Annotated in this window: 22 protein-coding genes; 12 read left to right on the top strand and 10 right to left on the bottom strand. The window is 66.7% G+C overall.

Annotated features, from left to right (window positions below; all coding sequences use genetic code 11):
- Positions 1 to 159 precede the first annotated feature (159 nt).
- Genes DEQ67_RS18380 through DEQ67_RS18370 form a run of 3 tightly spaced genes read left to right on the top strand, consistent with a single transcriptional unit; the run spans position 160 to position 3913 of the window.
- A complete protein-coding gene (locus tag DEQ67_RS18380; RefSeq protein ID WP_115803643.1) occupies positions 160 to 1788 on the top strand; it encodes an ABC transporter ATP-binding protein in 1629 nt (542 codons plus the stop codon).
- Positions 1785 to 2927, top strand: a complete 1143-nt coding sequence (gene tsgB13, locus DEQ67_RS18375; RefSeq protein ID WP_115891529.1) for a glucose ABC transporter permease TsgB13 — start codon at positions 1785 to 1787, stop codon at positions 2925 to 2927. Before DEQ67_RS18380 ends, tsgB13 begins: the two co-directional genes overlap by 4 nt.
- Positions 2921 to 3913, top strand: coding sequence for an ABC transporter permease (locus DEQ67_RS18370; RefSeq protein WP_008607967.1), 993 nt, complete (start codon positions 2921 to 2923; stop codon positions 3911 to 3913). The genes tsgB13 and DEQ67_RS18370 overlap by 7 nt, the downstream gene beginning before the upstream one ends.
- A gap of 322 nt (positions 3914 to 4235) precedes the next feature.
- Here the strand turns inward: DEQ67_RS18370 and DEQ67_RS18365 are convergent, their stop codons facing one another.
- From DEQ67_RS18365 to DEQ67_RS18345, 5 genes are all read right to left on the bottom strand, one after another.
- A complete protein-coding gene (locus DEQ67_RS18365; RefSeq protein ID WP_115891530.1) occupies positions 4236 to 4820 on the bottom strand; it encodes a nucleotidyltransferase family protein in 585 nt (194 codons plus the stop codon).
- A complete protein-coding gene (locus DEQ67_RS18360) occupies positions 4817 to 5959 on the bottom strand; it encodes an XdhC family protein (protein ID WP_115861377.1) in 1143 nt (380 codons plus the stop codon). The genes DEQ67_RS18365 and DEQ67_RS18360 overlap by 4 nt, the downstream gene beginning before the upstream one ends.
- A 116-nt stretch (positions 5960 to 6075) precedes the next feature.
- Entirely contained in the window at positions 6076 to 6945 is an 870-nt protein-coding gene (locus tag DEQ67_RS18355) for an FAD binding domain-containing protein (RefSeq protein WP_115891531.1), read from the bottom strand.
- Positions 6942 to 9305 carry a xanthine dehydrogenase family protein molybdopterin-binding subunit gene (locus tag DEQ67_RS18350; RefSeq protein WP_115803647.1) on the bottom strand — a complete coding sequence of 788 codons (2364 nt, stop codon included), beginning with the start codon at positions 9303 to 9305 and terminating at the stop codon, positions 6942 to 6944. The genes DEQ67_RS18355 and DEQ67_RS18350 overlap by 4 nt, the downstream gene beginning before the upstream one ends.
- A 1-nt stretch (position 9306) precedes the next feature.
- Positions 9307 to 9783 (bottom strand): (2Fe-2S)-binding protein, encoded by a 477-nt coding sequence (locus DEQ67_RS18345; RefSeq protein ID WP_115803648.1) that lies wholly within the window; start codon positions 9781 to 9783, stop codon positions 9307 to 9309.
- A gap of 922 nt (positions 9784 to 10705) precedes the next feature.
- Here DEQ67_RS18345 and DEQ67_RS18340 point away from each other — a divergent pair.
- The 9 genes from DEQ67_RS18340 (at position 10706) to DEQ67_RS18300 (ending at position 19037) form a co-directional block, all read left to right on the top strand.
- Entirely contained in the window at positions 10706 to 12025 is a 1320-nt protein-coding gene (locus DEQ67_RS18340) for a Zn-dependent hydrolase (RefSeq protein WP_115803649.1), read from the top strand.
- 26 nt (positions 12026 to 12051) lie between these two features.
- On the top strand, positions 12052 to 12468 hold the full coding sequence (locus DEQ67_RS18335) for a DUF3830 family protein (protein ID WP_115803650.1): 417 nt from the start codon (positions 12052 to 12054) through the stop codon (positions 12466 to 12468).
- Between the two features lie 359 nt (positions 12469 to 12827).
- On the top strand, positions 12828 to 14252 hold the full coding sequence (locus DEQ67_RS18330; protein WP_115803651.1) for a uracil-xanthine permease family protein: 1425 nt from the start codon (positions 12828 to 12830) through the stop codon (positions 14250 to 14252).
- A gap of 86 nt (positions 14253 to 14338) precedes the next feature.
- Complete coding sequence (locus DEQ67_RS18325) at positions 14339 to 15718, top strand: dihydroorotase (protein WP_115891532.1); 1380 nt, start codon at positions 14339 to 14341, stop codon at positions 15716 to 15718.
- Between the two features lie 83 nt (positions 15719 to 15801).
- Positions 15802 to 16308 (top strand): 2-oxo-4-hydroxy-4-carboxy-5-ureidoimidazoline decarboxylase, encoded by a 507-nt coding sequence (uraD, locus tag DEQ67_RS18320; protein WP_115803653.1) that lies wholly within the window; start codon positions 15802 to 15804, stop codon positions 16306 to 16308.
- Between the two features lie 97 nt (positions 16309 to 16405).
- Positions 16406 to 17392, top strand: coding sequence for a factor-independent urate hydroxylase (gene pucL / locus DEQ67_RS18315; RefSeq protein ID WP_115861369.1), 987 nt, complete (start codon positions 16406 to 16408; stop codon positions 17390 to 17392).
- A gap of 1 nt (position 17393) precedes the next feature.
- Entirely contained in the window at positions 17394 to 17744 is a 351-nt protein-coding gene (gene uraH, locus DEQ67_RS18310; protein WP_004061872.1) for a hydroxyisourate hydrolase, read from the top strand.
- 594 nt (positions 17745 to 18338) lie between these two features.
- Entirely contained in the window at positions 18339 to 18524 is a 186-nt protein-coding gene (locus DEQ67_RS18305; protein ID WP_004041242.1) for a hypothetical protein, read from the top strand.
- Between the two features lie 111 nt (positions 18525 to 18635).
- Complete coding sequence (locus DEQ67_RS18300; RefSeq protein ID WP_004061875.1) at positions 18636 to 19037, top strand: hypothetical protein; 402 nt, start codon at positions 18636 to 18638, stop codon at positions 19035 to 19037.
- A gap of 47 nt (positions 19038 to 19084) precedes the next feature.
- On the opposite strand, the gene DEQ67_RS18295 is transcribed toward DEQ67_RS18300, so the two are convergent.
- The 5 genes from DEQ67_RS18295 to DEQ67_RS18275 form a co-directional block, all read right to left on the bottom strand.
- Entirely contained in the window at positions 19085 to 20218 is a 1134-nt protein-coding gene (locus DEQ67_RS18295; RefSeq protein WP_004041244.1) for an ABC transporter ATP-binding protein, read from the bottom strand.
- 10 nt (positions 20219 to 20228) lie between these two features.
- Positions 20229 to 21095: a carbohydrate ABC transporter permease gene (locus DEQ67_RS18290; RefSeq protein WP_115861363.1), complete on the bottom strand. Its 867-nt coding sequence runs from the start codon at positions 21093 to 21095 to the stop codon at positions 20229 to 20231.
- A gap of 4 nt (positions 21096 to 21099) precedes the next feature.
- Positions 21100 to 21993 carry a carbohydrate ABC transporter permease gene (locus DEQ67_RS18285; RefSeq protein ID WP_004041246.1) on the bottom strand — a complete coding sequence of 298 codons (894 nt, stop codon included), beginning with the start codon at positions 21991 to 21993 and terminating at the stop codon, positions 21100 to 21102.
- Between the two features lie 22 nt (positions 21994 to 22015).
- Entirely contained in the window at positions 22016 to 23497 is a 1482-nt protein-coding gene (locus DEQ67_RS18280; protein ID WP_115891533.1) for an ABC transporter substrate-binding protein, read from the bottom strand.
- A 131-nt stretch (positions 23498 to 23628) separates the two neighbouring features.
- On the bottom strand, positions 23629 to 24306 hold the full coding sequence (locus DEQ67_RS18275) for a glycerophosphodiester phosphodiesterase (protein ID WP_115803656.1): 678 nt from the start codon (positions 24304 to 24306) through the stop codon (positions 23629 to 23631).
- Positions 24307 to 24338: the final 32 nt, after the last annotated feature.

The following is a 24338-nucleotide window of genomic DNA, read 5'->3' as shown; positions in this document are numbered from 1 at the left end:
CTTGTCGGAGGCGGGATTTATGAATTTCCCCACGTCATCCGAACACCCCCGAACAGATGGGCACGTCAAAACAAATATTCCGGTCATGAGAACAGTTATCTTGGTGGATTCAATACACTCCTGTGAATATACCACATGACAAGGGAACCATTTCTCCGGATGGAGAACATCGTGAAAGCGTTTCCGGGCGTCGTGGCCAACGACCACATTGACCTCACCGTCGAGCGCGGTGAAATCCACGGGTTGCTCGGCGAGAACGGCGCTGGAAAGAGCACGCTCATGAAGATTCTGTACGGTCTCTACTCGCAGGACGACGGCGAAATCTCCCTCTCCGGAACGCGGCTTCGGCTGGACTCCCCGCAGGACGCTATCGACGCGGGAATCGGGATGGTCCACCAGCACTTCATGTTGATTCCCCGTCTAACCGTCGCGGAGAACGTCGTCCTCGGCGAGCGCGAGCCGGCGACGCTGTTTCGCCCGGACGCGGACGCGGGCGGATGGCTCCCGGACGCCGTCCGCTCCAATTCGCTCGTCCAGTCGCTCGCCGGGCGGTTTTCGCTCGGCCTCGACGTTCCGGAGCGGCGCATCCAAGAGCTGGCCGACCGGTACGGCTTCGACATCGACGTGAGCGCGAAAGTCTGGGAGCTGGGCGTCGGCCAGCAACAGCGCGTCGAGATTCTCAAGGCGCTGTACCGCGATGTCGACCTGCTCATCCTCGACGAGCCGACGGCCGTGTTGACGCCGACCGAGGCCGACCGCCTTTTTGACTCGCTCGAACGCCTCACCGACGAGGGCGTGTCGATTATCTTCATCACGCACAAGCTCGAGGAGGTCGAAGCGGTCGTCGACCGCGTGACCGTCCTCCGCGACGGCGAGAACGTCGGCACCGTCTCCACGTCAGACGTTTCTCGGGCCGACCTCGCGGAGATGATGGTCGGCCGCGAAGTGCTGTTCACGGTCGACAGAGAACGCGTCGCCCCCGGCGAGCCAGTCCTCCGGGCGCGGAACGTCTCCGCCACGGACGACCGCGGCATCGAGGCGCTGTCGAACGTCGACCTCACGGTTCGCCGCGGTGAGGTCGTCGGCATCGCCGGCGTCAGCGGTAACGGGCAGAAGGAACTCGCGGAAGTCATCGCCGGACTCCGCACTGTCTCCGCGGGCAAACTGACTGTCGACGGGACGGACCTCACGAACGCCTCGCCCCGGACGTTTATCGACAACGGCGTCTCGTTCGTCCCTGAAGATAGAAACCGCTACGGCTCCGCGGGGGACCTCTCTGTGATGCACAACGCGGCGATGAAGGATTTCCGCGAGGACCGCTTCGGGAGCGGGGTGACGCTGGACTACGGCGAACTCCGGGCGCACGCCGAGGCGCTCGTCGAGGCGTTCGACGTTCGCGGCGTCCACGACGTGACCGACGCGACGGCCGGCGACCTCTCGGGCGGTAACTTACAGAAGCTCATTCTCGCCCGAGAAATCTCCCGTGACCCCGACCTCCTCGTCGCGAACCAGCCCACCCGCGGCGTCGACGTCGGCGCGATAGAGTCCATCCGCGAGGCGATTCTCGACCAGCGGACCGAGGGGACCGGCGTGGTGCTGCTCTCGGAGGACCTCGACGAGATTATCGACCTGAGCGACCGCATCCTCGTCGTCTACGAGGGCGAGGTCGTCTACGAGACGACGCCCGAGGACGCCGACCGCGAGCGAATCGGGCTCGAAATGACCGGCGGCGGGGACGCCACCGCGACCGCGGGCGCTCAAGTCCGAGGACTCGGTGGGAGCTCATGAACGTCGAACTGCAACTCGACCCCCGGCGAACCGTCCCCGCGTGGCTAGCCTACGGGACGCCGGTACTGACGGTCCTCGCGGCCTTAGCCGTCGGCGGCGTCGCGCTCGTCGCGCTGAACGTCGACCCGGTGGACGCCTACGGCGTGATGTTCGTCGAGACGCTCACCAGCCAGTTCGGCCTCACGGAGGTCCTCGTCAGGGCGGTCCCCCTGATTCTGGCGGGCCTCGCGGTGTATCTCCCGCTGAAGGCGGGGCTGTTCAACATCGGTGCCGAGGGACAGCTCCTCCTCGGCGCGCTCGCCGGCACGTGGGTCGCCGTAAACGTCTCGCTTCCCGCCGTGGCGTTGCTCCCGCTGATGTTTCTCGCCGCCTGCGTCGCCGGCGCGTTCTGGGCGGGCATCCCCGCGTGGCTCCGCGCGAAGTGGGACGTCAACGAGATTATCACCTCGCTTCTGTTGACGTTCGTCGCACAGGAACTCCAGAGCTACCTGCTCCGCGGGCCCATACAGGGCGGCACCGGGAACTTCCCGCAGTCGGCTCGCTTTTCGGACGCCGAGACCCTCCCGCCGCTCGCCGGACTCGTGCCCGGCGGCGAGTCGATACCGCTCTTCGCGGACGTTCACGCCGGCCTGTTGGTCGCCGTCGCCGCGGTCGTCGCCACGTACGTCGTCATGACCAAGACGCGCCTCGGCTTCGAGGTCACGTTCGTCGGCTCGAACGACGAGGCCGCCCGGCAGGCGGGGATGAGCCGGTACACGGTGTACCTGTTCGTCTTCCTCCTCGGCGGCGCGTTCGCGGCGCTCGGTGGCATCGCTGAAATCGCCGGCTCGCAGGGGCGGTTCCGCGCCGCCTTCGCCCCCGGCTACGGGTTCACCGCGATTCCCATCGCCCTCCTGGGCCGCAACAGCGCGGTCAAGGTCATGCTCGCCGGGCTGTTTTTCGCCGTCCTGTTCGTCGGCGGGTCGAGCGTCGAGGTCGCCTTCGGCGTCCCCGCGGCGTTGGTCGAAATCATTCAGGCGCTCGTCATCCTCTTTCTCATCACCTCGGAGTTCTTCAAGCGCTACCGAGTCGGCATCGCGTTCGACCGGCGGGGGAACGACGCGCCGGCCGACGCCACAGGCGGTGATGCGCGGTGGTGAGCTTCGCCGCCGGCCTCCTGAACGCGACGGTGCAGGCCGCGACGGTGCTGTTGTTGGCCGGGCTCGGAGAGCTCATCAGCGAGCGCGCGGGCGTCCTCAACCTCGGCGTCGAGGGGATGATGCTCGTCGGCGCGCTCGGCGGGTTCGTCGTCACCGCCGTTACGGGGAACTACTGGCTCGGCTTCGGTGCCGGCATCGCCTGCGGGATGGCGCTCGCGGCCGTCCACGCGTTCCTCTGTATCTCCCTGAAGTCGAACCAGGTCATAAGCGGCGTCATGCTGACGCTGTTGGGGACCGGCCTGACGACGTTCTTCGGGTCCGGGTGGGTCCAAGAGTCCATCACCGGCTTCCCCCAGATGACTTTCCCGATAGTCGGCCGCTACCTCGTCCACCTTCCACTCGTCGGTGAGGCGTTCTTCCGCAGTACCGCAACCGACTACCTCGCGCTCCTCGCGGTGCCGGTCGTCTGGTTTTTCCTGTATCGGTCGAACCTCGGTCTCGAAATCATCGCTGTCGGCGAAGACCCCGAGATGGCCGACACGATGGGTGTGCCGGTGTTCAAACTTCGCTATCTCGCGGTCATCATCGGCGGCGGCTTCGCCGGGGCCGCCGGCGCGCACCTCTCGCTGGCGTTCTCCCAACTGTGGGTTCCCGGCATGACCGTGGGCCGCGGCTGGATTGCGGTCGCACTCGTCGTCTTCGCCCAGTGGCGGCCCAGCAGGATGCTCGTCGGCGCGTACCTCTTCGGCCTGCTCGACGCGCTTCAACTCCGGTCGCAGTCGCTCTCGCTGGCCCTCGACCCGAACGCCCCCCTTGCCGGCGTCCTCAACCCGCTCGTCAACACGCTCACGAACCCGCAGATTATGTCGACGTACCCCTACCTGACGACGATTGCCGTCCTCTCGTACGCGGTCATCCGGACCGAGAGCGTCCGACTCGCGGTCCCCTCCGCGCTGTTGCAGTCGTACAACCGCGAGATGGACTGACCCGGCGTTCGACGCCGCGACCGTGGCACTGGCCGTGCCCTGACTCGCGCCGTCACCCCTCTTTTCACCGCTCATGCCGCCTTCACTCGTGTCGCCCGTCGTTCGGTCACGCCGAGCCGCGCCCGCGACTCGTTACAGTAGTACCGTCGTAATGTTGTTAGTATCTCCTCTCTCTCACCCCACGGATATAATGAATATAATTGTCTACTGCATTCCGAGGGCGGTGGTGTGGCTCCCGCGTCGCTCCGGCGGTCCCGCGTGCCCGGTCAGCCCTCCACGATGCCGAACTCGCGGCGGTCGGGAGACGCCTCGACGACCGGCGTCAGCGGTGCGCTTCGAGGTCGGCCACCGTGTCGATATCCGCGTGGATTCCGGGGTCGTCCACGGCGACTCGAGCGACTGGCATCGCTTCGAACAGGGCGCGCGCACCCGCGTCTCCCGTGAGCCTCCCGAACCGGTCGAGCGCTGCCGCGTCGAACGCGACGGGGTTTCCGCGCCGCCCGTCGTACACCGGGACGACGACGTGTCGGTCGTCGCGGTCAATCGCCGCGAGGAGTTCGTCGTAGGTCGCGCTCCCGACGGCGGGCATGTCGCCGAGCGCGAACACGCCGACCGACCCGTCGCGCGACAGCACCTCCTCCGCCCCGCGCCGAACCGACGCGCTCTGTCCAGCGTCGTATCGCTCGTTACGGACGACCGTCAGCCGACTTTCGAGCGGTTCTAACGCCCGCCGGACCCGTTCGGCGTCGTGTCCGAGGACGACCACGGTTTCATCGACCGGTGACTCGACCAGCCGCCGGGCCGCCCGGCGGACGATTGGCTCGCCGTCGAGCGGCTGACAGAGCTTGTTCCCGCGTTCGAACCGGGTTCCCGCCCCCGCGGCGAGCAGGATGCCCACCCGGGTCATCCGAGCTCGGGCCGCCCGTGAATCGGGCCCGCGCGGTCGGTCAGCCGTGCCCCGCTGCGGCCGTTGTGAACCGCGAGCAGTTCGCTGACGACGCTCAGCCCGACGGTCGACGGCCCGTCGCCGCCGATGTCGAGCCCGCACGGGGCCGCGATTCGCTCGCGGTCGGTCGCGTCAAGCTCTCGGTCCATCGCCTCGCGGAGCTGGTCGAACCGCCGCCGCGGGCCCATCACGCCGACGTACGGAACCTCGGTCCCGAGTATCGACTCCAGCGCGAGTCGGTCGTCGACGAAGTTGTGCGACATGAGCACGACGTAGGTGTGGTCGGGCGCGTCGACGAGGGCCGCGAGTTCGGCGGGGTGTACCGCGGTCACTTCGCTGGCCGCCGGGAACCGACTCTCGCCGGCGTGCGCCCCTCTCGCGGCCGCGACGCGGACGCGGAAGCCGGCCTGCGCGCCGAGCGACGCGACGGGGTTGACGTCTCCGTGGCCGCCGAAGACGAGCAGCTCCGGCGTCGGCGCGAGGTCGTTTGCGAACACCCGCACGTCGCCGTCGCTCGTCCGCACGTCGAGCGTCGCCGCCGCGCCTGACGCCGCCCCGTCGAGCCGCGATTCTGCCTCGGCGACGACCGCCTCGGGAAGGCCGGGACGGCCCTTCGAGAGCCGTTCGCCCCGTCCCCGCGTTATCACCGTCCGGTCGCCGACGCCGATTGCCGGGTCGTCGGTCTCGACGGCGGTGAGCACCGTCGCCGCGCGTTTCTCGCGGAGTTCGCTCAACGCGGGGTCGAAACTCGCGTCGACCGGCTCGACGAGCACGTCGATGACGCCGTTGCAGCCGAGTCCGAGCCCCCACGCGTCGCCGTCGCCTCCCCGGAGATCGAACGTCTCCAGTCGCGGCGTCCCGCTCGCGCTCACCCGCCGCGCGGTCTCTGTCACCGACTCGGTTATACAGCCGGCGGTGACCGCGCCGAGTCGCTCGCCGTCGGGCACGACGACCATCCGCGCCCCCGGTCGGCGGTAGCCCGACTCCTCGACGTTCACGACGGTCGCGACGACCGCCTCCGACCCCGAGCCTCGCTGCTCGCGCATCGACTGCCGGACGCTGTCTGCGGTCGCGCTCCACGGGTCGTCTGTCGTTCGCATCGTTCAGTCGCCTTCCCGTACTCCCGTCAGCAGTATTGATTTATCGGTCGGTTCGGTGGCCCCGCCGCACGGGACGGTCGGACGAACACGCCCACACGCCCCGCTCGGCCGGCGGTTCACGGCTCCGAAGCGGCCCGCTCGATTGCCTGTCGGCAGTACGTCCGGACGAGCTGTCGCCGGTACTCCTCGGTCGCCGCGTCGTTCGCCAGTAGCGACGCCGTCTCGACGTCGTCGAGTGCGGCGGTCGCGGCCTCGGTCGCACCGTCGCCGTCGACGACCCTGCCGACGGCCTCGTCGACGAGCGCGCGTTCGACGTTCGGGAGCCGAACCGGATACGGCTTGGCCCCGTTCACCGCGACTCGGGCCGAGCGTACGACCCCGTCGTCCGTCTCGAACGCGGCCGCGACACCGACGACGGCGTACCCCGAGTACTCCGAGGTTCGGACGTAGCCGCTCCGTTCGGCGTCCGGCACCTCGATTCTAGTGACGAGTTCGTCCGCGTCGAGCGCGGTCGTTCCGGGGCCGCGGAACCAGTCGTCGGCCGCTATCGCTCGCCCGCCGGCCGGCCCGCGAGTGACGACTCGACCACCGAGCGCGAGAAACGCCGCCGGCGCGTCGTACTTCGGGTCGGCGAACACGAGATTCCCCGCAATCGTCCCGCGGTTTCTCGCCTGAAAGTCGCCGACCGAATCGGTCGCGTCGGCCAGCGCCCGCGCGCGCTCCGCGACGGTCGCGTCGGTTGCAATCTCGTCGTGGGTCACGAGCGCGCCGATAGCGACTCCGTCGCCCCGCTCCGTGATTCCGCGCAGCTCGTTGAGGCCGCTCACGTCTATCAGCCGGTCGGGGGTCTCGATGCCGTCTTTCAGCAGGGGTACGAGACTGTATCCGCCGGCGATGACGCGCGCCTCGTCGGCGTCTGCGAGTCGCTCGACCGCCTCCGACACGGTCTCGGGTTCGACGTACTCGACCGACTCGAACGCCGTCATCGGTCCCGGCCCTCCTGGAGCGCGGTCCACACCGTCTCGGGCGTAATCGGGAGTTCGGTCGCCCGGACGCCGACGGCGTCGTGTATCGCGTTCGCAATCGCGGCGGGCGGGCCGAGTATCGACACTTCGCCGACGCTCTTCGCGCCGAACGGCCCCGTCGGCTCGTCGGTTTCGACCAACTCCGTGTCGATGTCGGGGAGTTCCGGCGCGTGCATCACCTCGTAGTCGCGGAGCCCGCGGAACTCCGGCGCGCCCCGGTCGTCCAGCGGGAGGTCCTCGGAGACCGTCTGTCCGAGTCCCATGACCGCGCCGCCGATGACTTGGCCGCGAGCGCCCGCGGGATTAATCGCCCGTCCGCAGTCGACGGCGTTCACGAGTCGGCGCACTTCGAACTCGCCGGTCTCGGTGTCCACTTCGACCGCCGCGAGCTGCGCCGCGAACGGCTTGGGCGAGAGCGCAGTGTGGTGCTTCCCGGTTCCGGTGAGTCGCCGCTTCGGCCCGTGAATCCCCTGAAACGCCTCCGACGCGAACCGTTCGAGGGCCATCGACTCTCCGTCGGGGAACCGGACCTCGCCGTCGGCCAGTTCCACGTCGTCCGGGGCGACTCCGCGCCACTCGGCCGCGAGGTCGCGAACCTTCGCCGCGAGGTCGCGAGCGGCCTTCTCGGTCGCGTTCCCGCTGATGTAGGTCGTACTGCTCGCGTACGCCCCGTTGTCCCACGGGGTCGCGTCGGTGTCGTCGGCCTTCACGTGGACCGACTCGATGCCGAGTCCGAACACGCTCGCCGCAATCTGGCCCATCACCGTCTCAGAGCCCTGTCCGGTGTCTCCGACGCCGACCCGGACGGTGAGCGTCCCGTCATCTTCCAGCGTGATGTTACACCGGGAGAACTCGCTGCTCGGGACGCCGGATTTCGCCATCGCCAGCGCGACCCCGTAGCCGCGCTGGTAGCGGTCGTCGGCCGGTTCCTCGGGGCCGTCCGCCCAGCCGAGCGTCTCGCAGGCGCGTTCGAGACACTCCTTGACGCCGACGGATTCGAGGGTTCGCTTGCTCTCGCTGTACTCCGGTTCGAAGCTCTCGTCGCCCTCCTCGACCGCGTTTCGCCGCCGCAACTCGACCGGGCCCATCCCGATGGCCGCGGCGACCTCGTCGAGGTGGCTCTCGATGCCGAACGTCCCCTGTACCGCCCCGTACCCGCGCATCGCCCCGCCGGGCGTGACGTTGGTGTAGACCGCGCGCCCGGTGAAAAGCCGGTTCTCGCAGGGGTAGACAGACAGCGGTTCGTGGGCGGCGTTCATCAGCACCGCGGAGGCGTGACAGCCGTACGCGCCCGTGTTCGAGGTCACGTCGACGTGCATCGCCGTGAGCGTCCCGTCCTCCCGGACGCCGGTCTTGACGCGGACGGTCTGGGCGTGGCGCGTCTGCGCCCCGTGGAGGTCCTCCTTCCGGTCGTTTTTCAGCCGGACCTTCTCGCCGGTTTCGAGCGCGAGCGCCGCGCCGATGAACTGGTTCGGGAGCGTGTCCTGTCTGACGCCGAAGCCGCCGCCGACGCGGGGCTTGACGACTCGAACGTCGGTGCGGTTCAGGCCGAACACGCGGGCGATTTTGTCGCGGCAGATGTGCGAGACCTGCGTCGTCGTCCGCAGGACGAGCCGCCTTCGGTCGTCCACCCACGCGATGGTCGTGTTCGTCTCCATCGGGAGGTGGTGGACGGCCTGCGTCTCGTACTCCCCCTCGACGACCTCGTCGGCCGCCTCGAACCCGCGTTCGACGTTTCCCTCCTCGTGGCGGGTCTCGCAGACGACGTTCCGCTCGGGAGCCGCGTTCTCTTGAGGGTTCTCGTACGGCTCAGGGTGGAGCGTCGGCGCGTCCGCCCCCATCGCCTCGTGCGCGTCGAGGACGTGGTCGTACGGCTCGTAGTCGACCTCGATGGCGTCGACCGCGGCCGCGGCGGCCTCGGCGGTTCGCGCGGCGACGGCGGCCACCGGCTCGCCGACGAACCGGACCGTCTCGTTCAGGACGCGCTCGTCGAACGGGGCCGGGGCCGGGTAGGGAAAACCGGTTCGCGTGAAGCGGTCCTCGGGAACGTCCTCGTGGGTGAGCACCGCCTTCACGCCGGCTATCGCTTCCGCGGCCTCGGTGTCGATAGACCGAACGCGAGCGTGCGCGTGCGGGCTCCGAAGCACCTTCGCGGCGAGGGCGTCGTCGGTCGGCACGTCGTCGGTGTAGCGTGCCTTGCCGGTGACGAGCCCCCAGCCGTCGACTTTCTCGACGCTCTCGCCGACGGGGGCGTCGTCTCCGCGCGCCTCGCTGGTCGACTTCGCCGCCGTCTCGGGGTCGCCGGTGTCGGACCGAGGCATCTTACCCGGAGCCCTCGGACGACGCGTCCGACCCGGAGAGGCGGTCGGCCGCCGCTTGCACCGCCTCTATCTGCTGGACGTAGCCCGTACAGCGACAGATGTTGCCGCTCAGCGCGTCTGCGACCTCGCTCTCGGTCGGCTCGTCGTTCCGCTGGAGGAGGTCGTACGAGGCGAGCAGTACGCCGGGGATGCAGTAGCCACATTGGGCGGCCCCGTGTTCGAGGAACGCCGACTGAAGGGGGTGGAGGCCGCCGTCGTCGTCGGCCAGTCCCTCGACGGTCATCACCTCCGCTCCGTCGCAACTCGCCGCCGGAACGAGACACGACCGGGTGACTCCCTCGTCGCCGAGGATGACGTTGCATGCCCCGCAAACGCCCTCGTCACAGCCGTTTTTGACGCCGTAGTACCCCGCCCCGCGGAGCGTCTCCATGAGCGTCTCGCCGGACGAGACGGCGAACTGTTCGTCTTCACCGTTCACGCTCGCTCGGATTACGGTAGTTGACGTGCTATCTTGAATCATTCTTGAATATATCGGCTCCTATACGCAATTAAATATTCTGGTAGGGGGCATAATTGTGCCAGCATCCCCTCGATTGTCCGGTTCACGAGCGCGGTCTTCGGGAGCGGTCTCGATGTCGCCGGTGTGGTCGTTTCGTTCGTCGTCTCCCCAGCCTCACCCCGCCTCGCACCGACCCCGCCTGATTCCCGATTCGACGCTCCCGTTTGAAATAGTCGAACGCGTTCCGCGGGAGGTCGAGCGCGCTGTGGCGACCGCTCGCGGCTCGCGAGAGACACGATACCGTTTGTCATCACGGGGGTCGTGCGTCTGGAATAGGAAATTACAACCGTAAATTTGTAATCCATCGCGAGGAGTTCACCCAAGGACGGGAGCGCACGCCGTGGTGTCGCTGTCCCCCGTCGCGCGTTCGAGCATCTTGGACGAGCCGAGGTAACCACCGTCGCTCGGCGGTGGCTAACGGAGCGGTATCACCCCACTTTCGTCGAGCGCGCTCGATGTCTCGCTCGGACGGGATGAGTAATCGGGTTCGAGCTGGTCGTGTGGGCGGTTGTCGGACGCACTTGTCTCGTCGGCGTTTGAAATAGTCGAACATTCTAATCCGGCCCTCCGGTTGGAACTGTGTATGTATTCACTAAATTTGAAAAATATCGAGTATTCTGGCCACCAAATCGCCATCTCACGAAATGTTTATCAACAAGTGGTGTTACTCTCGGGGTAAGTACGCAATGATACCTTTCAGACCGAAGCCGACAGCCGCCGACCGCCGGCTCCGGACGACGGGGACGGGCGGCGGTTCGGTCGCGGACGTTCCTGCCTCGCCGCGACACGGTGCCACCCGGCGGCGGAATCGACGGCGCAGCGGTCGCCGTGACGGGGGACCGTGACGGCCCCGACTCGCGGCAGTGCGGGTCGCGTTTCGTTCGACATCGACGGCGACTCTCTCCGCGAAGACATCGAGCGAACGGCGGTATTCGGCTCGGTAGACACCGAACACGGGCGCGGTCGAACCGCGCTCCCCGCCGACGCGGCGAACGGGCGGGCCCGCGATTACCTCGTGAGCCGCCTCGAAGCGGTCGGTCTCGACGTCCGTATCGACGCCGTCGGCAACATCGCCGGTCGGTGGACCCCGGACGGCGTCGACCCGGATGCGGCCCCGGTCGCCGCCGGGAGCCACCTCGATTCGGTTCCGAACGGCGGCATCTTCGACGGACCGCTCGGGGTCTACGCCGCCGTGGAGGCCGTCCGAAGCATCCGCGAGAGCGACCTGACGCCCGCTCGCCCGCTCGAAGTCGTCTGCTTCACCGGCGAGGAGGGGACGCGCTTCGCTGACGGCGTCCTCGGGTCGACGGTCGCCGCCGGGAAACGCGGCGTCGACGAGACGCTCGCGCTGACGGACGGCGACGTGACGCTCGAAGACGCCCTCGACCGCGTCGGCTACCGCGGCTCGGGCCGCCTCGACGCGAGCGCGTGGGACGCGTGGGTCGAACTCCACATCGAACAGAACACGCGCCTCGGAGACGCCGGCGTCCCTCTCGGTATCGTCACCGACATCACCGGAACCGCGCGGTGTCACGTGTCTATCGAGGGGCAGGCCGACCACTCGGGGACGACCGAGATGACGGCGCGCCACGACGCGCTCGCCGCCGCGAGCGAACTCGTCTTGGAGGTCGAGCGGCGCGCCGCGGACATCGCGACGACCGGCAGCGGCACCGCCGTCGGAACCGTCGGCGAACTCGACGTCGAACCGAACGTCGTCAACGTCGTCCCCGGCGCGGCCTCGCTCCGCCTCGACCTCCGGTCGGTCGACCGCGAGGAGATACGCCTCCAGTTGGACGCGGTCGAACGGGCGCTCGACGCGGTCGAGACCCACCGCGGCGTGACGACTTCGTTCGACTGCACCTACGACGTTCCGCCGACGCCGCTGTCGGAGCGCTGTCGGCGGGTCGCGACCGAAGCGGCCCGCGCGTGCGACATCGAGACGCTGTCGCTCCATTCGGGCGCGGGTCACGACACGATGCAGGTCGCCGACGTGACCGACGCCGCGCTCGTGTTCGTCGCCTCCGAGAACGGCCACTCGCACTCACCGAGAGAGCGGGCCGACTGGGCCGACTGCACCGCCGCGACCGAAGTGCTCGCGGGGACGCTCGCCAGACTGGCGACGACGGGCGACACCGAGACGGACGACACCGAACGAAACTAACCACCATCACACGAACCACTACACCCATGTTACAGCTAGAAATCGGAGACCGGACGTTCACCGCAGAACTGCACGAAGACCGCGCGCCCGCCTCCGTCGAGGCGGTTCGAGAGTTCCTCCCGTTGGAGTCGGGGCTCATGCACGTCCGCTGGAGCGGCATCGCGACGTGGATAAACATCGACGAAATCGACCTCCCCGAGATTCCGCGGGAGAACCACACCGTCTACCCGTCGCGGGGCGACCTGCTTCTCTACCCCGGCTACCGGAACGAACAGGAGATTCTCGTCCCCTGCGGCCCGACGTGCTTCAAGAGCCCCGCCGGTGAACTCGCCGGGAACCACTTCGCGACCATCGACGCGACGGCGGAGGAGCTGAAGGCAATCGAGGAACTGACGCTCCGCGAGGGCGTCCAAGACGTCGTCATCCGAGAGGTATCGGAGTGACCGACATCGCGGTCCTTCACGACGTGCTTTCGGCCGCCGCGCGGAGCGACTACCTCGTACTCGCGTGCCCCTCACCGAGACGACGCGCGGCCTCGTCGACGAGCGGACGTTCAACGCGCTCCCGACCGTCGGTATCGGCCCGTCCGTAGGCGGGGACGCCACAGGCGGTCGCACCGGTAGCGCGCGCCCTCGATGAGCCGCGCGATTGCATACGTTCCCTCGATGATTTCTACGACTGTCTCGCTCGACGAGCGAGCGCTGTCTGTACGTGTGTTCTTGCTCGAAGGAAAACATCATTCATAGATATATTAGGTGAATAAGGGGTAGTTTCAAAAGCCAGTCTCGTGTCGTGTGAGCTGATGACTAGCACATCCGCCGATGCGGAGAGCGACTCGGTCGTACTGTACGATATCGAAGACAGACCGCCGCTGGGCGAGGCGGTCCCGCTGGGAATCCAACACGTCCTCGCGATGTTCCTCGGCAACGTCGCGCCGCCGCTCATCCTCGCGGGCGCCGTCGGTTCGGTGTCGGGCCAGACGACGTTTCTCGTGCAGATGGCGCTCATCGTCGCCGGCGCGGCGACGCTCGTGCAGGCCTTCCCAATCGGTCCCGTCGGCGCGCGACTCCCAATCGTCATGGGAACGAGCTTCGCGTTCCTCGGCCCGCTCATCGGCATCGGCCAACAGTTCGGCATCGCCGCGGTTTTCGGCGCGTCACTTCTCGCCGCGCCCGTCGAGTTGGTGATGGGCGTCACGCTCGACCGCTTCCAGAAGTACTTCCCACCGCTCGTCACGGGCATCGTCGTGATGCTCATCGGGCTGACGCTCATCCCGACGGGGATGAACTACGCCGCGGGCGCGTCCGCCGGCCCCTCGGCCGCCGGCTACGGCTCGTTTGCGAACCTCGGCCTCGCGGGGCTCGTCTTGGTCGTCACGGTCGTTCTCAACCAGTTCTTCGACGGCTTCCTCCGCGTCATCAGCGTCTTCGTCGGCATCGTCGTCGGCTACGTCGCCGCCATCGCGCTCGGGATGGTCGACTTCACCGCCGTCGCGACCGCGGGGTGGATAACCGTGCCGACGCCGCTCAGGTTCGGCCTCGAATTCCCGCCCAGCGCCGTGCTCACGGTCGCGTTCCTCTACGTCATCACCGGTCTCGAAACCATCGGCGACATCTCCGGCACGGTGTCGGCGACCGGCCGGAACCCGACCCGCAAGGAGTTCCGCGGCGGCCTCGTCGCCGACGCCGTGATGAGCGCGTTCGCCGCGCTGTTCAACGCGCTTCCCAACACGTCGTTCTCGCAGAACGTCGGCCTCGTGAGCTTCACCGGCGTCGCGAGCCGATACGTCGTCGGCATCGGCGGGGTCGTCCTCGTCGTGCTCGGCTTCGTCCCGAAGGTCGGCGCGGTCGTCTCCGTGATGCCCGACGCCGTCCTCGGCGGCGGCGCGCTCATCCTCTTCGCGATGATCTTCTCCTCGGGGGCGCGCATCATCACGCAGAACGTCACGCTCGACCACCGGAACTCGACGATTCTCGCGCTGTCGATGGCGTTCGGCCTCGGCGTGGCGTTCCGCCCCGAGGTGCTCCAGAACTTCCCCGCCGAGGTGCAGACGCTGTTCGGCTCCGCGCTCGTCACCGGCGGTTTCACCGCGCTCGCGCTCAACGTCGTGCTCCCCGGCGGCGGCGTCGGCCTCGGCCCGACCGAGCACACCGACGGCCTCGACCCGGAAGACCTGACCGAACTGTCGAGTTCTGAGTCGTCGCCCTCCGCGCCGGTCGACGACTGAGTTCGCCCCGTCTGCTGCTTTCTCGCCCCAGTTCGACCCGCGGTCTACCGGTACGTATAATTCGCTCCACCGAGGAGTGTGTCGTGATGATTATTGACACGATACTCGCCGGCGGGACCGTCGTCACCGACTCGCGGACGCTCGACGCAGCGGTCGCGGTCGACGAGGGTCGCATCGTCGGCGTCGGCGACGAGGACGCCCTCCCCGCTGGACGGAACCGAATCGACGCGACTGGACAGGTCGTCATGCCCGGCGTCGTCGACCCGCACGTCCACGTCGACGACCACGTCTCCATCGACACCTACCGAACCGTGTCCAGCGCGGCGGCGCTCGGCGGGGTCACCACGTTCATCGACTTCGCGTGGCAGGCCTACGAGGGTGCGGACAGTCCGTGGGACGAGCCGGCGACCCTCTCGGAGGGCCTCGAACGCAAACGCGCCAACCAAGAGCAGGCGCTCGTCGACTTCGGATTACACGGCGGGATTCTCAGGGAGGACGACGCGGTCTTCGAGGAGATTCCGGCGCTCGTCGACGACGGCGTGACCTCGTTCAAGATGTACACCGCCTACGAGTTCGGCGTCTCGAACGGCTTTCTCAAGCGGGTGTTCGACCGCCTCGCCGAACACGACGCGGTCGGCGTGGTCCACAGCGAAGACGACTCGGTCTGCCGGGCGCTCACCGCCGAACTCCGGGCCGCTGGCGAGGACGCCCCCGAGACGTACCCGCAGTCTCGCCCCGACTACGCCGAGGCGATGGCCGCGTCCGACGCGGTCACGCTCGCGACCGAGGCCGGGGCGAAATACTACGGCATCCACACGACGTGCCGGGCGGCCGCCGACGCGCTCGCCCGCCACCGCGAGGACGGGTCGCGGGTCAGGGCGGAGACCTGCACGCACTACACGACGCTCGACGACTCCGTCTACGCGGAACTGGGGAACCTGCCGAAAATCGCGCCGCCCATCCGCAAGGAAGACGACGTGGAGGCGATGTTCGAATACCTCCGCCGCGGCGTGCTGAGCGTCGTCTCGACGGACCACGTCGCCTCGAAGCGCGCCGACAAGGTCGACCGGCCGTGGTGGGAGGGCCCGTTCGGCGCGAACGGCGTGCAGGTCAGTCTCCCGGTGTTCCACGACGAGGCGGTCAACGAGCGCGGGCTCTCGTACCCCTTCCTCGTCCGCGTGATGTGTTCGAACCCGGCCGAGACGTTCGGCCTCCCGAACAAGGGCACGCTCGAACCCGGAACCGACGCCGATATCGTCCTGTTCGACCCCGACGAGACGTACACGATTTCCGCCGACGCGAACGCCTCGAAGGCGGACTACTCGATTTACGAGGGTCGGGAAGTCACGGGCCGGGTGACGAAGACGCTCGTCCGCGGCGAGGTCGTCGCGGCCGACGGCGAGGTCGTCGGTGACCCCGGCCACGGCCGGTTCGTGGAGCGCGAGCGCCCCGATTGGAGCGCGTGAGTCGGGCCCCCCGCCGATTCGACGCGGAAGGAGGGAGGTTCACGAGTAGGTTGAAGTGTCGAGGTCACGCACGCCAAACAACGATGCACGAACTCACGCTCCAGCAGGTGAACCGCCTCGACGACGACTCGTTCGTGGACGCGCTCGGGGAGATATACGAACACTCGCCGTGGGTCGCTGAGCGGGCGCGGTCGTCGCGGCCGTTTTCGTCCGTGGACGAACTTCGGTCGGCCATGAAGCGCGCCGTCGAGGACGCCTCACGCGAGAAGCAACTCCAGTTGCTCCGGGCGCACCCCGACCTCGGAGAGCGGACCGAGATGACCGACGCCTCGGAGGCGGAACAGGCGTCGGCCGGGCTGGACTCGCTCTCGCGGAGCCAGTACGAGACGTTCCAACGACTGAACGAGACGTACCGCGAGCGGTTCGGCTTCCCGTTCGTCATGGCGGTGAAAGACGAGAACCCCGACGCGATTGCCGCGGCGATGGAACGCCGGGTCGACCACTCGGAGTCGACGGAGTTTCGGACCGCGCTGGACGAGGTCCACACGATTGCGGAACTCCGGTTGGCGGAGCGATTCTCGTCAGAATAGGAATCGACTGTCTGTCTGAATCAAAGCCGAAACGAGTCGCGTATGTCACGCGAACGCAAAGATTTTTGTTTAACGATGCACCGTTCTTAGACGAATTATGACAGCGCAACAGTCACCGGTGGACGGTGACGCCCCGGACAGCGGCGAACAGCGGACGATGAACTACGGGAAGGAGAACGTCGCCGTCTACCGGACGTACGCGACCCCGCTGGAGGGCGTTCGCACGATTCCGGAGTCGTCGTTCGACGGGCGGGACAACGTGCTGTTCGGCCTCGACGTTCGCGTGCAGGTCGAAGGCGAGGAGTTCCTGCCGTCGTTCAGCGAGGGCGACAACACGAAGGTCGTGGCGACGGACTCGATGAAGAACTTCATCCTCCACCACGCCGGCGAGTACGACGGGGCCACCCTCGAAGGCTTCTTGGAGTTCGTCGGGTCGGGGTTCTTGGACACCTACTCGCAGATGAGCGCCGTCGAGGTGTCGGCCGACGAGATTCGATTCGACGAACTGCCCGTCCCAGAGGACGACGGCGACGGGTACGAGGCGAGCGACCTCGTCTTCCGCGTCTCCGACAACGAGTCCGGCTACGGCTCCATCTCGCTGACGCGAGACGACGGCACACCCGTCATCACCGACCAGACGAGCGGCGTCACCGGCCTCGAACTGGTCAAGGTCAAGGGGAGTTCGTTCACCGGCTACGTCCAAGACGAGTACACGACGCTCCCGGAGCGCGAGGACCGAACGCTCTACATCTCGCTCGATATCTTCTGGAGCTACGACGACCCCGAAGACGCGCTCGGGGAGGACCCAGAACAGTACGTGCCGTCCGAGCAGGTCCGCGACATCGCCCACGTCGTCTTCGACGAGGTCGACTCGAACTCGATTCAGGACCTCATCTACCAAATCGGCCTGCGCGTCCTCGAACGCTATCCGCAGCTCGCGTCCGTTCGGTTCGAGGCGAACAACCGCACCTGGCTCAGCGTCCGCGACGACCTCGACGGCGACGCCAGCGTCCTGCGGGAGCCGCCCGCGCCGACCGGCTTCCAGCAGTTCTCGATGGACCGCGGCGACCTCGACGAGCAGTAAGATGAGCGAAGGAGTAACCACGCACGTCCTCGACACCAGCAGCGAGGGACCGGCGGCCGGCGTCGACGTGACGCTTCAAAAACTGGATTCGTCCGGCGAGGCGGAGACGGTCGGCCGCGGCACGACCAACGACGACGGACGGGTCGACGAGCCGCTTTTGTCGGGCGACGCGATGGAGACCGGAACCTACCAACTCCTGTTCGAAGTCGGCCCGTACTACCGCGACGGCCCCACGGAATCGTCGTTCTTGGAGACGGTTCCGGTCCGGTTCGTCGTCGACGACGCCAGCGAGCACTATCACGTTCCCCTGTTGCTGTCGCCGGGGAGCTACACGACCTACCGGGGAAGCTGAGACGCCGATCGGGACCATGGCTCGTCGCCCCGACAAGAACGCCAGAACGAACTAACAGAAATTCGGGAGTATCGAAAAAATACCACATTCCATTCAATTTCGGGACTGGACGATGGACCCACTCGTCTCGGAACCCGCCGTCGGATACTCGCCGGTTTCGAGACCTTGCTACCAGAGTACAACCGACGCTCAATCACTGTACCCGACGAAAGCGACCGTACTGCCGCTACCGACTCGAACATCACGCGAGGCCGTCGTTCGTGCTGACGACGCGAGAGTCGCTCCGAACGGCACGTATCGAAGGCTCGACCCTCGCGGGCCTGAAGACTGCGTCTAGTTCCTTTTTTTTCGTCTGTTGGTTCCTTCGAACGGGCCGTATCGACCGACCCGTTCACTCCTCTCCTACCGTAGAGAAAGACGATTGACTGCTCGCACACCTCTCAGTAGTTTATCATATATTGAATTTATAGATATGCCGTTCTTTCGACTGTTGATTCACCGTCTCCCCGAAGCCGGCCGCCGTCTCTCTCGGGTGTCGATTCCGCGGTTCGGGGCCACCACCTTTTCCTCTGAGGAGTCGCTACTGCCGACGCCATGGGCGTGATGAGCAAGCTTCGACGGCTGCTCGGACTGGTAGAGGGCCACGAAGACGAAGTCGCCAAACAGGTCGGAAAGCGGACGAAGGTGAGCGAGGAGAAAGCCAAGAAAGGCATCGAAAAGGCGACTGACGCGGTCAAAAACGGCTCTGACTCCGGTTCGGGAGATCGGAGTAGCTACTGACCGCTGGTGGTAGTGGTGGTGCAGGGGCCGCGACGGGCGGTCGACCGGGGGAAGTCGGCCGCTCGCAGTTCTCGGCGGACCACTCATAACGGTCCGCCTCGCACACGGACTATGTCCGAATCTCACGCGCCGTCCCTCGACGGGCGCGTCTTCAAATCGGTCGCCAACGCCGAGAGCGGCGACGTCGGCGGCGACACCCACTTCTGGTTCGACCAGTCCGGCGACCTGATTCACGCGACGTACCGCGGCGGAACCGTCAGGCTGGGCCACCTCGTCGGCCGCCACCGCGGCGACACGCTCGACTTCCGGTACTCTCACGTCACCGACGACGGGACGACTGCGACCGGCCACTCGACGGACCGCATCGAGCGACTGGAAGACGGCCGCCTCCGCCTTCACGAGGACTGGTCGTGGGACTCGAAACCGGGGTCCGGCACGAGCGTCCTCGAAGAACTCACCGACGAGGAGCGCGCGGGACTCGACCTGTCGCCCGAGGCGTTCGACGGGCGGTAGCGACGCGCCCTGCGTTCGCTTCGCCGCTCGCCTCGCCGCCTGCCTCGTCAGTCGGCTACGACGCTCTCGGTCGCCCGCTCGGGAACCGACGAGTGGTAGACGGCGTCGCCGTCCGCATCGAACAGGTGCAGGCGGTCCGTATCGACGGCGAGTTCGACGGTGTCTCCGGCCGTGATTCGGCTTCGCGGCTCGACTTTGACCCGAATCTCCTCGTCGCCGAGGCGACAGTGCAGAAGCAGGAGTTCGCCGAGCGGTTCGGTGACCGTCACCTCGGCGGTGAACGACTCCGACGCCCCGGCGGTGTTCGAGACGAGAGACACGTCTTCGGGTCTGACGCCGAGCGTGAGGCCGTCGTCGTCCACGTCGTCCAGCCCGGAGCCCGCAGGGAGCGTGAGCGAGAGGCCCGGCGCTTCGGCGACGAGTTCGCTCCTCTGCCGGCGGACCGCCACGGGAACGAAGTTCATCGCGGGCTCGCCGACGAAGCCGGCGACGAACTGGTTCGTCGGGTAGTCGTACAGCTCTTGGGGCGGTGCGACCTGCTGGAGCCTCCCGTCTTCGAGCACCGCGACCCTGTCGCCGAGCGTCATCGCCTCCGTCTGGTCGTGGGTGACGTAGACGGTCGTCGTATCGAGGTCGCGGTGGAGTTTGAGCAGTTCGGCGCGCATCTGCACCCGGAGCTTCGCGTCGAGGTTGGACAGCGGCTCGTCCATCAGGAACACGTCCGGTTCGCGGACGAGCGCCCGGCCGATGGCGACCCGCTGTCGCTCCCCGCCCGAGAGTTCCTTCGGCTTCCGGTCGCGGAGGTGTGCGATACCGAGCGTCTCGGTGGCGTCTTCCACGCGCCGTTCGATTTCGTCGGCGGAGAACTCGCTGGCCGATTTCATGCCGAACTTCATGTTCTCCGCCGCCGTCATGTGCGGGTACAGCGCGTAGTTCTGAAACACCATCGCGATGCTTCGGTCCTTCGGCGGCACCTCGTTGACGACGCGGTCGCCGATGGCGATGGAGCCGTCCGTCACCGATTCGAGGCCGGCGAGCATCCGGAGCGTCGTCGATTTGCCGCACCCCGAGGGGCCGACGACGACGAGGAACTCGCCGTCTTCGATTTCGAGGTCGATACCCTTCACGGCGCGCACGTCGTCGTACGTCTTCCGTAAGTTCTGAATCGTGATGTCTGACATGGTGAGTTCGCTATTTCTGTTGGATGGTGAGCGTTCGCAGGAGCGGTCGGTGCAGCACGACGAGCACGACGAGCGGCGGGAGCAACGCGAGGACCGCGCCGGCCATGATGAGCCCCCACTGCGTCAGCCCCGCCTGCGCGGAGCCCTGGAGGTACCGAATCCCCACTTGGACGACCTGACTGCTCTTGTCGGTCACGACGACCAGCGGCCAGAGGAACTGGTTCCACGTGTAGATGAACGTGATAACGCACACCCCGGCAATCATCCCTCTCGACATCGGGACGAGCACCCTGAACAGGAAGGTGAGCGGGCCGACGCCGTCGAGGCGCGCGACCTCGACGAGCGAGGCCGGAATCCCCGTGAACTGCTGGCGAAAGAGGAATACGGCCGTCGCGCTCGCGATGTAGGGTCCGGTCAACGCCAACAGGGAGTTCGTCCAGCCGAGGTCGGCCATCAGCTGGAACAGCGGGACGATTCGAACCGGCACCGGCAACAACAGCGTCAGCAGGATGAACATGAACACCGCCCGCTCGTACGGGAAGCGGTAGTAGACGAGCGCGAGCGCCGCGAACAGCGAGAGCGTGACCTTCCCGACGACGACGACGACGCTCATCACGAACGAGTTCAGCATGTACGTGCTGAACTCGTAGTTCACGAGCGCGTCCGAGTAGTTCGATAGCCCCCTCGACCCGAGGCCGAGGTTCGTCACCTGATACACCTCCGTCGTCGACTGCGTGCTCATGATAATCGCGAGCAGCAGCGGCGACGCCATCAGGAGGATTGCGAAGACGATGCCGCCGTGCAGCAGCGCGTCGTCCGGCAGTCGGTGCGCGAGTCTTCCCGCGTCGAACGTCGTGGTGTCTGTCTCTGTGGCCATCTCGTTATCCTCCGTACCGCCCGTAGCCCGACGCGAACCGAAGCTGGATGTACATCAGAACCGACACGACGACGAACAGAATCACGGACTGCGCGGACGCCAGCCCGAGGCTGTTGAACTGGAAGGCGTCGCGGTAGAGCTTGAATATCAGGAAGTTCGTTGCGTCGCTCGGCCCGCCGCTCGTCATCAGGTCGACGAGCGGGAACGTCGAGAAGAACGCGTATATCGTGTTCATGACGACGAGGAACGTCATCGTCGGCGCAATCATCGGCACGTACACCTTGTACAGCATCCTGAACCGACCGACGCCGTCGATGCGTGCGTTCTCCGTCAGTATCTCGGGGATGTTGTTCAGCGCGGCGACGATGAAGATGATGTTGTAGCCGAGCTGTTTCCAGACGGCGACGACCGCGAGGATGGCGAACGCCTGCGGGCCGTCGTTGAACCAGTCCAAGGTGAGCGGCGTCAGGAGTTCGAGGTAGTGGGTGAAGATGCCGAGATTCGGGTGGAGAATGAAGTTCAGGAGAATCGCGGCGACCGCCGGCGGGAGCGCGTACGGCCAAATCGCGGCGACGAGATAGACGGACGACCGAACGTCGACGGAGAATATCAGGTAGCCGATCAGCAGCGAGACGCCGAGCGTCCCGAAGACGACGACCGCCGCGAACGCGACCGTGATGAAGAAGCTGTACTGGTAGGTGCCCGACGTGAGCAGGGTGACGAAATTCCCGAGCCCGGTCCACGTCTGTCGCTGTCCGAGAAACAGCGTCTCGTAGAGACTGAGGCGGAACGTTTCGAGCGCGGGGTAGTACAGAAACGCGACGAGTACCGCAGCTGTCGGGAGCAACAACAGCGCCGCCTGAAGCGTCGAATCGTACGGTTTTGTGGCAGTAGACATGTGACTGACGTGTCGAGGGAGCCTACTGGCTCCCGTCGTAGTTGCCGTTGTACCCGGCGAGCGCCTCGCCGACCTGCGTGTCCATCCGCGACAGTCCCTCCTCGACGCCGAGTTGGTCGTTGATGATGCTGACCGATATCTCCTCGTTAATCGACCGGGTCTTGGGGAACACGCCCATCACCGCGCCGCGAGTCGCGGGCGTGTCTTCGGTGTCTTGTAGCTGGTCGAACGCCGTGCTGAAGTTGGGGTTGTTCTCGAACCAGCCGTCGTCCGTGAGCTGGTCGATGGAGCTCTGTCGGACCGGGAAGTAGCCGCTGTTGCGGTGCCAGCGCGCCTGCTGCTCGGTCTGGGTGACGTAGGCGATGAACTCTCCCGCGGCCTGCTTTTTCTCGTCGGAGAGGGCGTCGGGCACCCACAGCGACCCCCCGCCGATGACGACGCCGGTGTTCGCGCCGTCGGGCGTCGGCAGGTAGCCGGAGCCGAGTTCGAAGCCGTTCTCCTTCGCGCCGGACTGCATCGAGACGATGTTCGACGTGGAGTCCCACAGCATCGGCACCTTCTGGGTGAGGAACGCCTGTCGCGCTTCGCCCCACGCCTCGATTCCGGGGTTGAGATAGAGGCCGTCTTGGGCCATCCCCTTCCACCAGGAGTAGACGCTGCGGCCCGCCTCGGAGTTGAAGAACGTCTGGTCGGGTCGACCGTCGCGGCCGTTCTCTTGGTTCACGAGCACTTGGTCCTGTTTGGCGAACTGCTGTTCGACCTGCATCCAGGTGTGGTTCGGCCAGCTGATACCGCTCTCCATGTCGGTCTGGTCGACGATGGTCTGTGCGGCCTGCCGGACCTCCGCGAGGCTCCGCGGCGGGGTTTCGGGGTCGAGGCCCGCCTGCTCGAACGCGGTCTTGTTGTAGAGCATGATGGTGTTCGAGGAGTTGAACGGCATCGAGTTCAGCGTCCCGTCCATGCGGTAGTAGTTCAAGACTGACGGCAGGAAGTCGTCGAAGTCGATTTCCTCTTCCGGCAGAATCTCCTCGACCGGCGTGAACGAGCCGCTGTCGAGCGCGAGTCGCGTCCCGACCTCGAATATCTGGACGATACCCGGCGGGTCGCCGGCCCGCGACGCCTGCAACGACTGGTTGAGGTTCTGCCGGTAGCCGCCGTTGTTGACCGCCTCGATGGTGATTCCGTCGTTCTGCTGTGAGAACTCGGCGGCCATGTCTCCCAGCGTCTGGCCGAGTTCGCCGCCGAAGATGTGCCAAAACGAGACGGTCACGTCCTGCGCGCCGGATGTCCCGGCCGTCGTTCCCGACTGTTCGGTGCTCCCGCTTCCGCCCTCGGTCCCGGTCGGTGAGTCGCCCCCGCCGCCGGAACAGCCCGCGAGTCCCGCGACGCCGACGGCCCCCGCCGTCGCGAGGAATCCGCGCCGACTGGTTGTGCGTCCGATAGCTCGGTTCGTCGTTTCGGCTCGCTCGCCGATAGGGCCATTTTCAGGCATGTACTGGGACATATCCGAACATATAATTTAAATTTTCCTATTATTTGGAGTATAATTAGACATATGTTGTTCTCTGGTGTGGCTCGTACCGCTCTGATTGGGGTATAAAAAGGTGGTCGACGGCCTCGGGCGTCGAGTCGGGTTCACGAGCACGCCTCCGGGGCGACGACATCCCATCGGTCGACGGTGAGGGCGTCCACGCCGAGCGACCGGAGGGTCGTCGCGGTCGCTTCGTCGTCGACGGTCCACGCGTCGACGAGCAGGCCGGCGTCGTGCGCGCGCTCCACGAGGTCCGAGGAGGTACACAGGCCGTGTTCGACGTGGACGAACTCACAGCCTCGTTCTGCCGCCCACGTCAACTCCGCGGACGCGTCGTCGCGGAACGAGTAGCCGACCTCGGCCGGCGTCGGCGTCTCCAGCGCGATATCGACCGCTTCGCGCGACGGCGACGAGAAGACGACCCGCTCGTCGAGTCCCTCGACGGCCGCTAAGGCGTCTTCGACGAGGCCCGGGTCGCGGGTGTCGAGATTCATGCCGGTGCCCGCGGGCCACGCCTCGACCACCTGGTCGAACCGCGGAATCGTCGCCTCCGAGCCGTCGACGCGAAGCGCCGTGAGGTCGTCGACGGCGGTTTCGTCGAGTCGACCCGCGGCCGTCGTCAGCCGCGACAGGTCGTCGTCGTGAAACGCCACCAGCTCCCCGGAGCCACAGCGCATCACGTCCACCTCGACGAGGTCGACGTGGGGCGCGGACCCCTCGATTGCGGGAATCGTGTTCTCTGGATACTGGCCCGCACAGCCTCGATGCCCGATAGTGAGCATACGATACGTCATCGACAACGACTTATCAACCG

The organism is Haloferax sp. Atlit-48N (assembly GCF_003383015.2).
Classification (GTDB): Archaea; Halobacteriota; Halobacteria; order Halobacteriales; family Haloferacaceae; genus Haloferax; species Haloferax volcanii.
The sequence above is the reverse complement of the archived record's forward strand: the minus strand, read 5'-3'. Positions and strand labels throughout refer to the sequence as shown.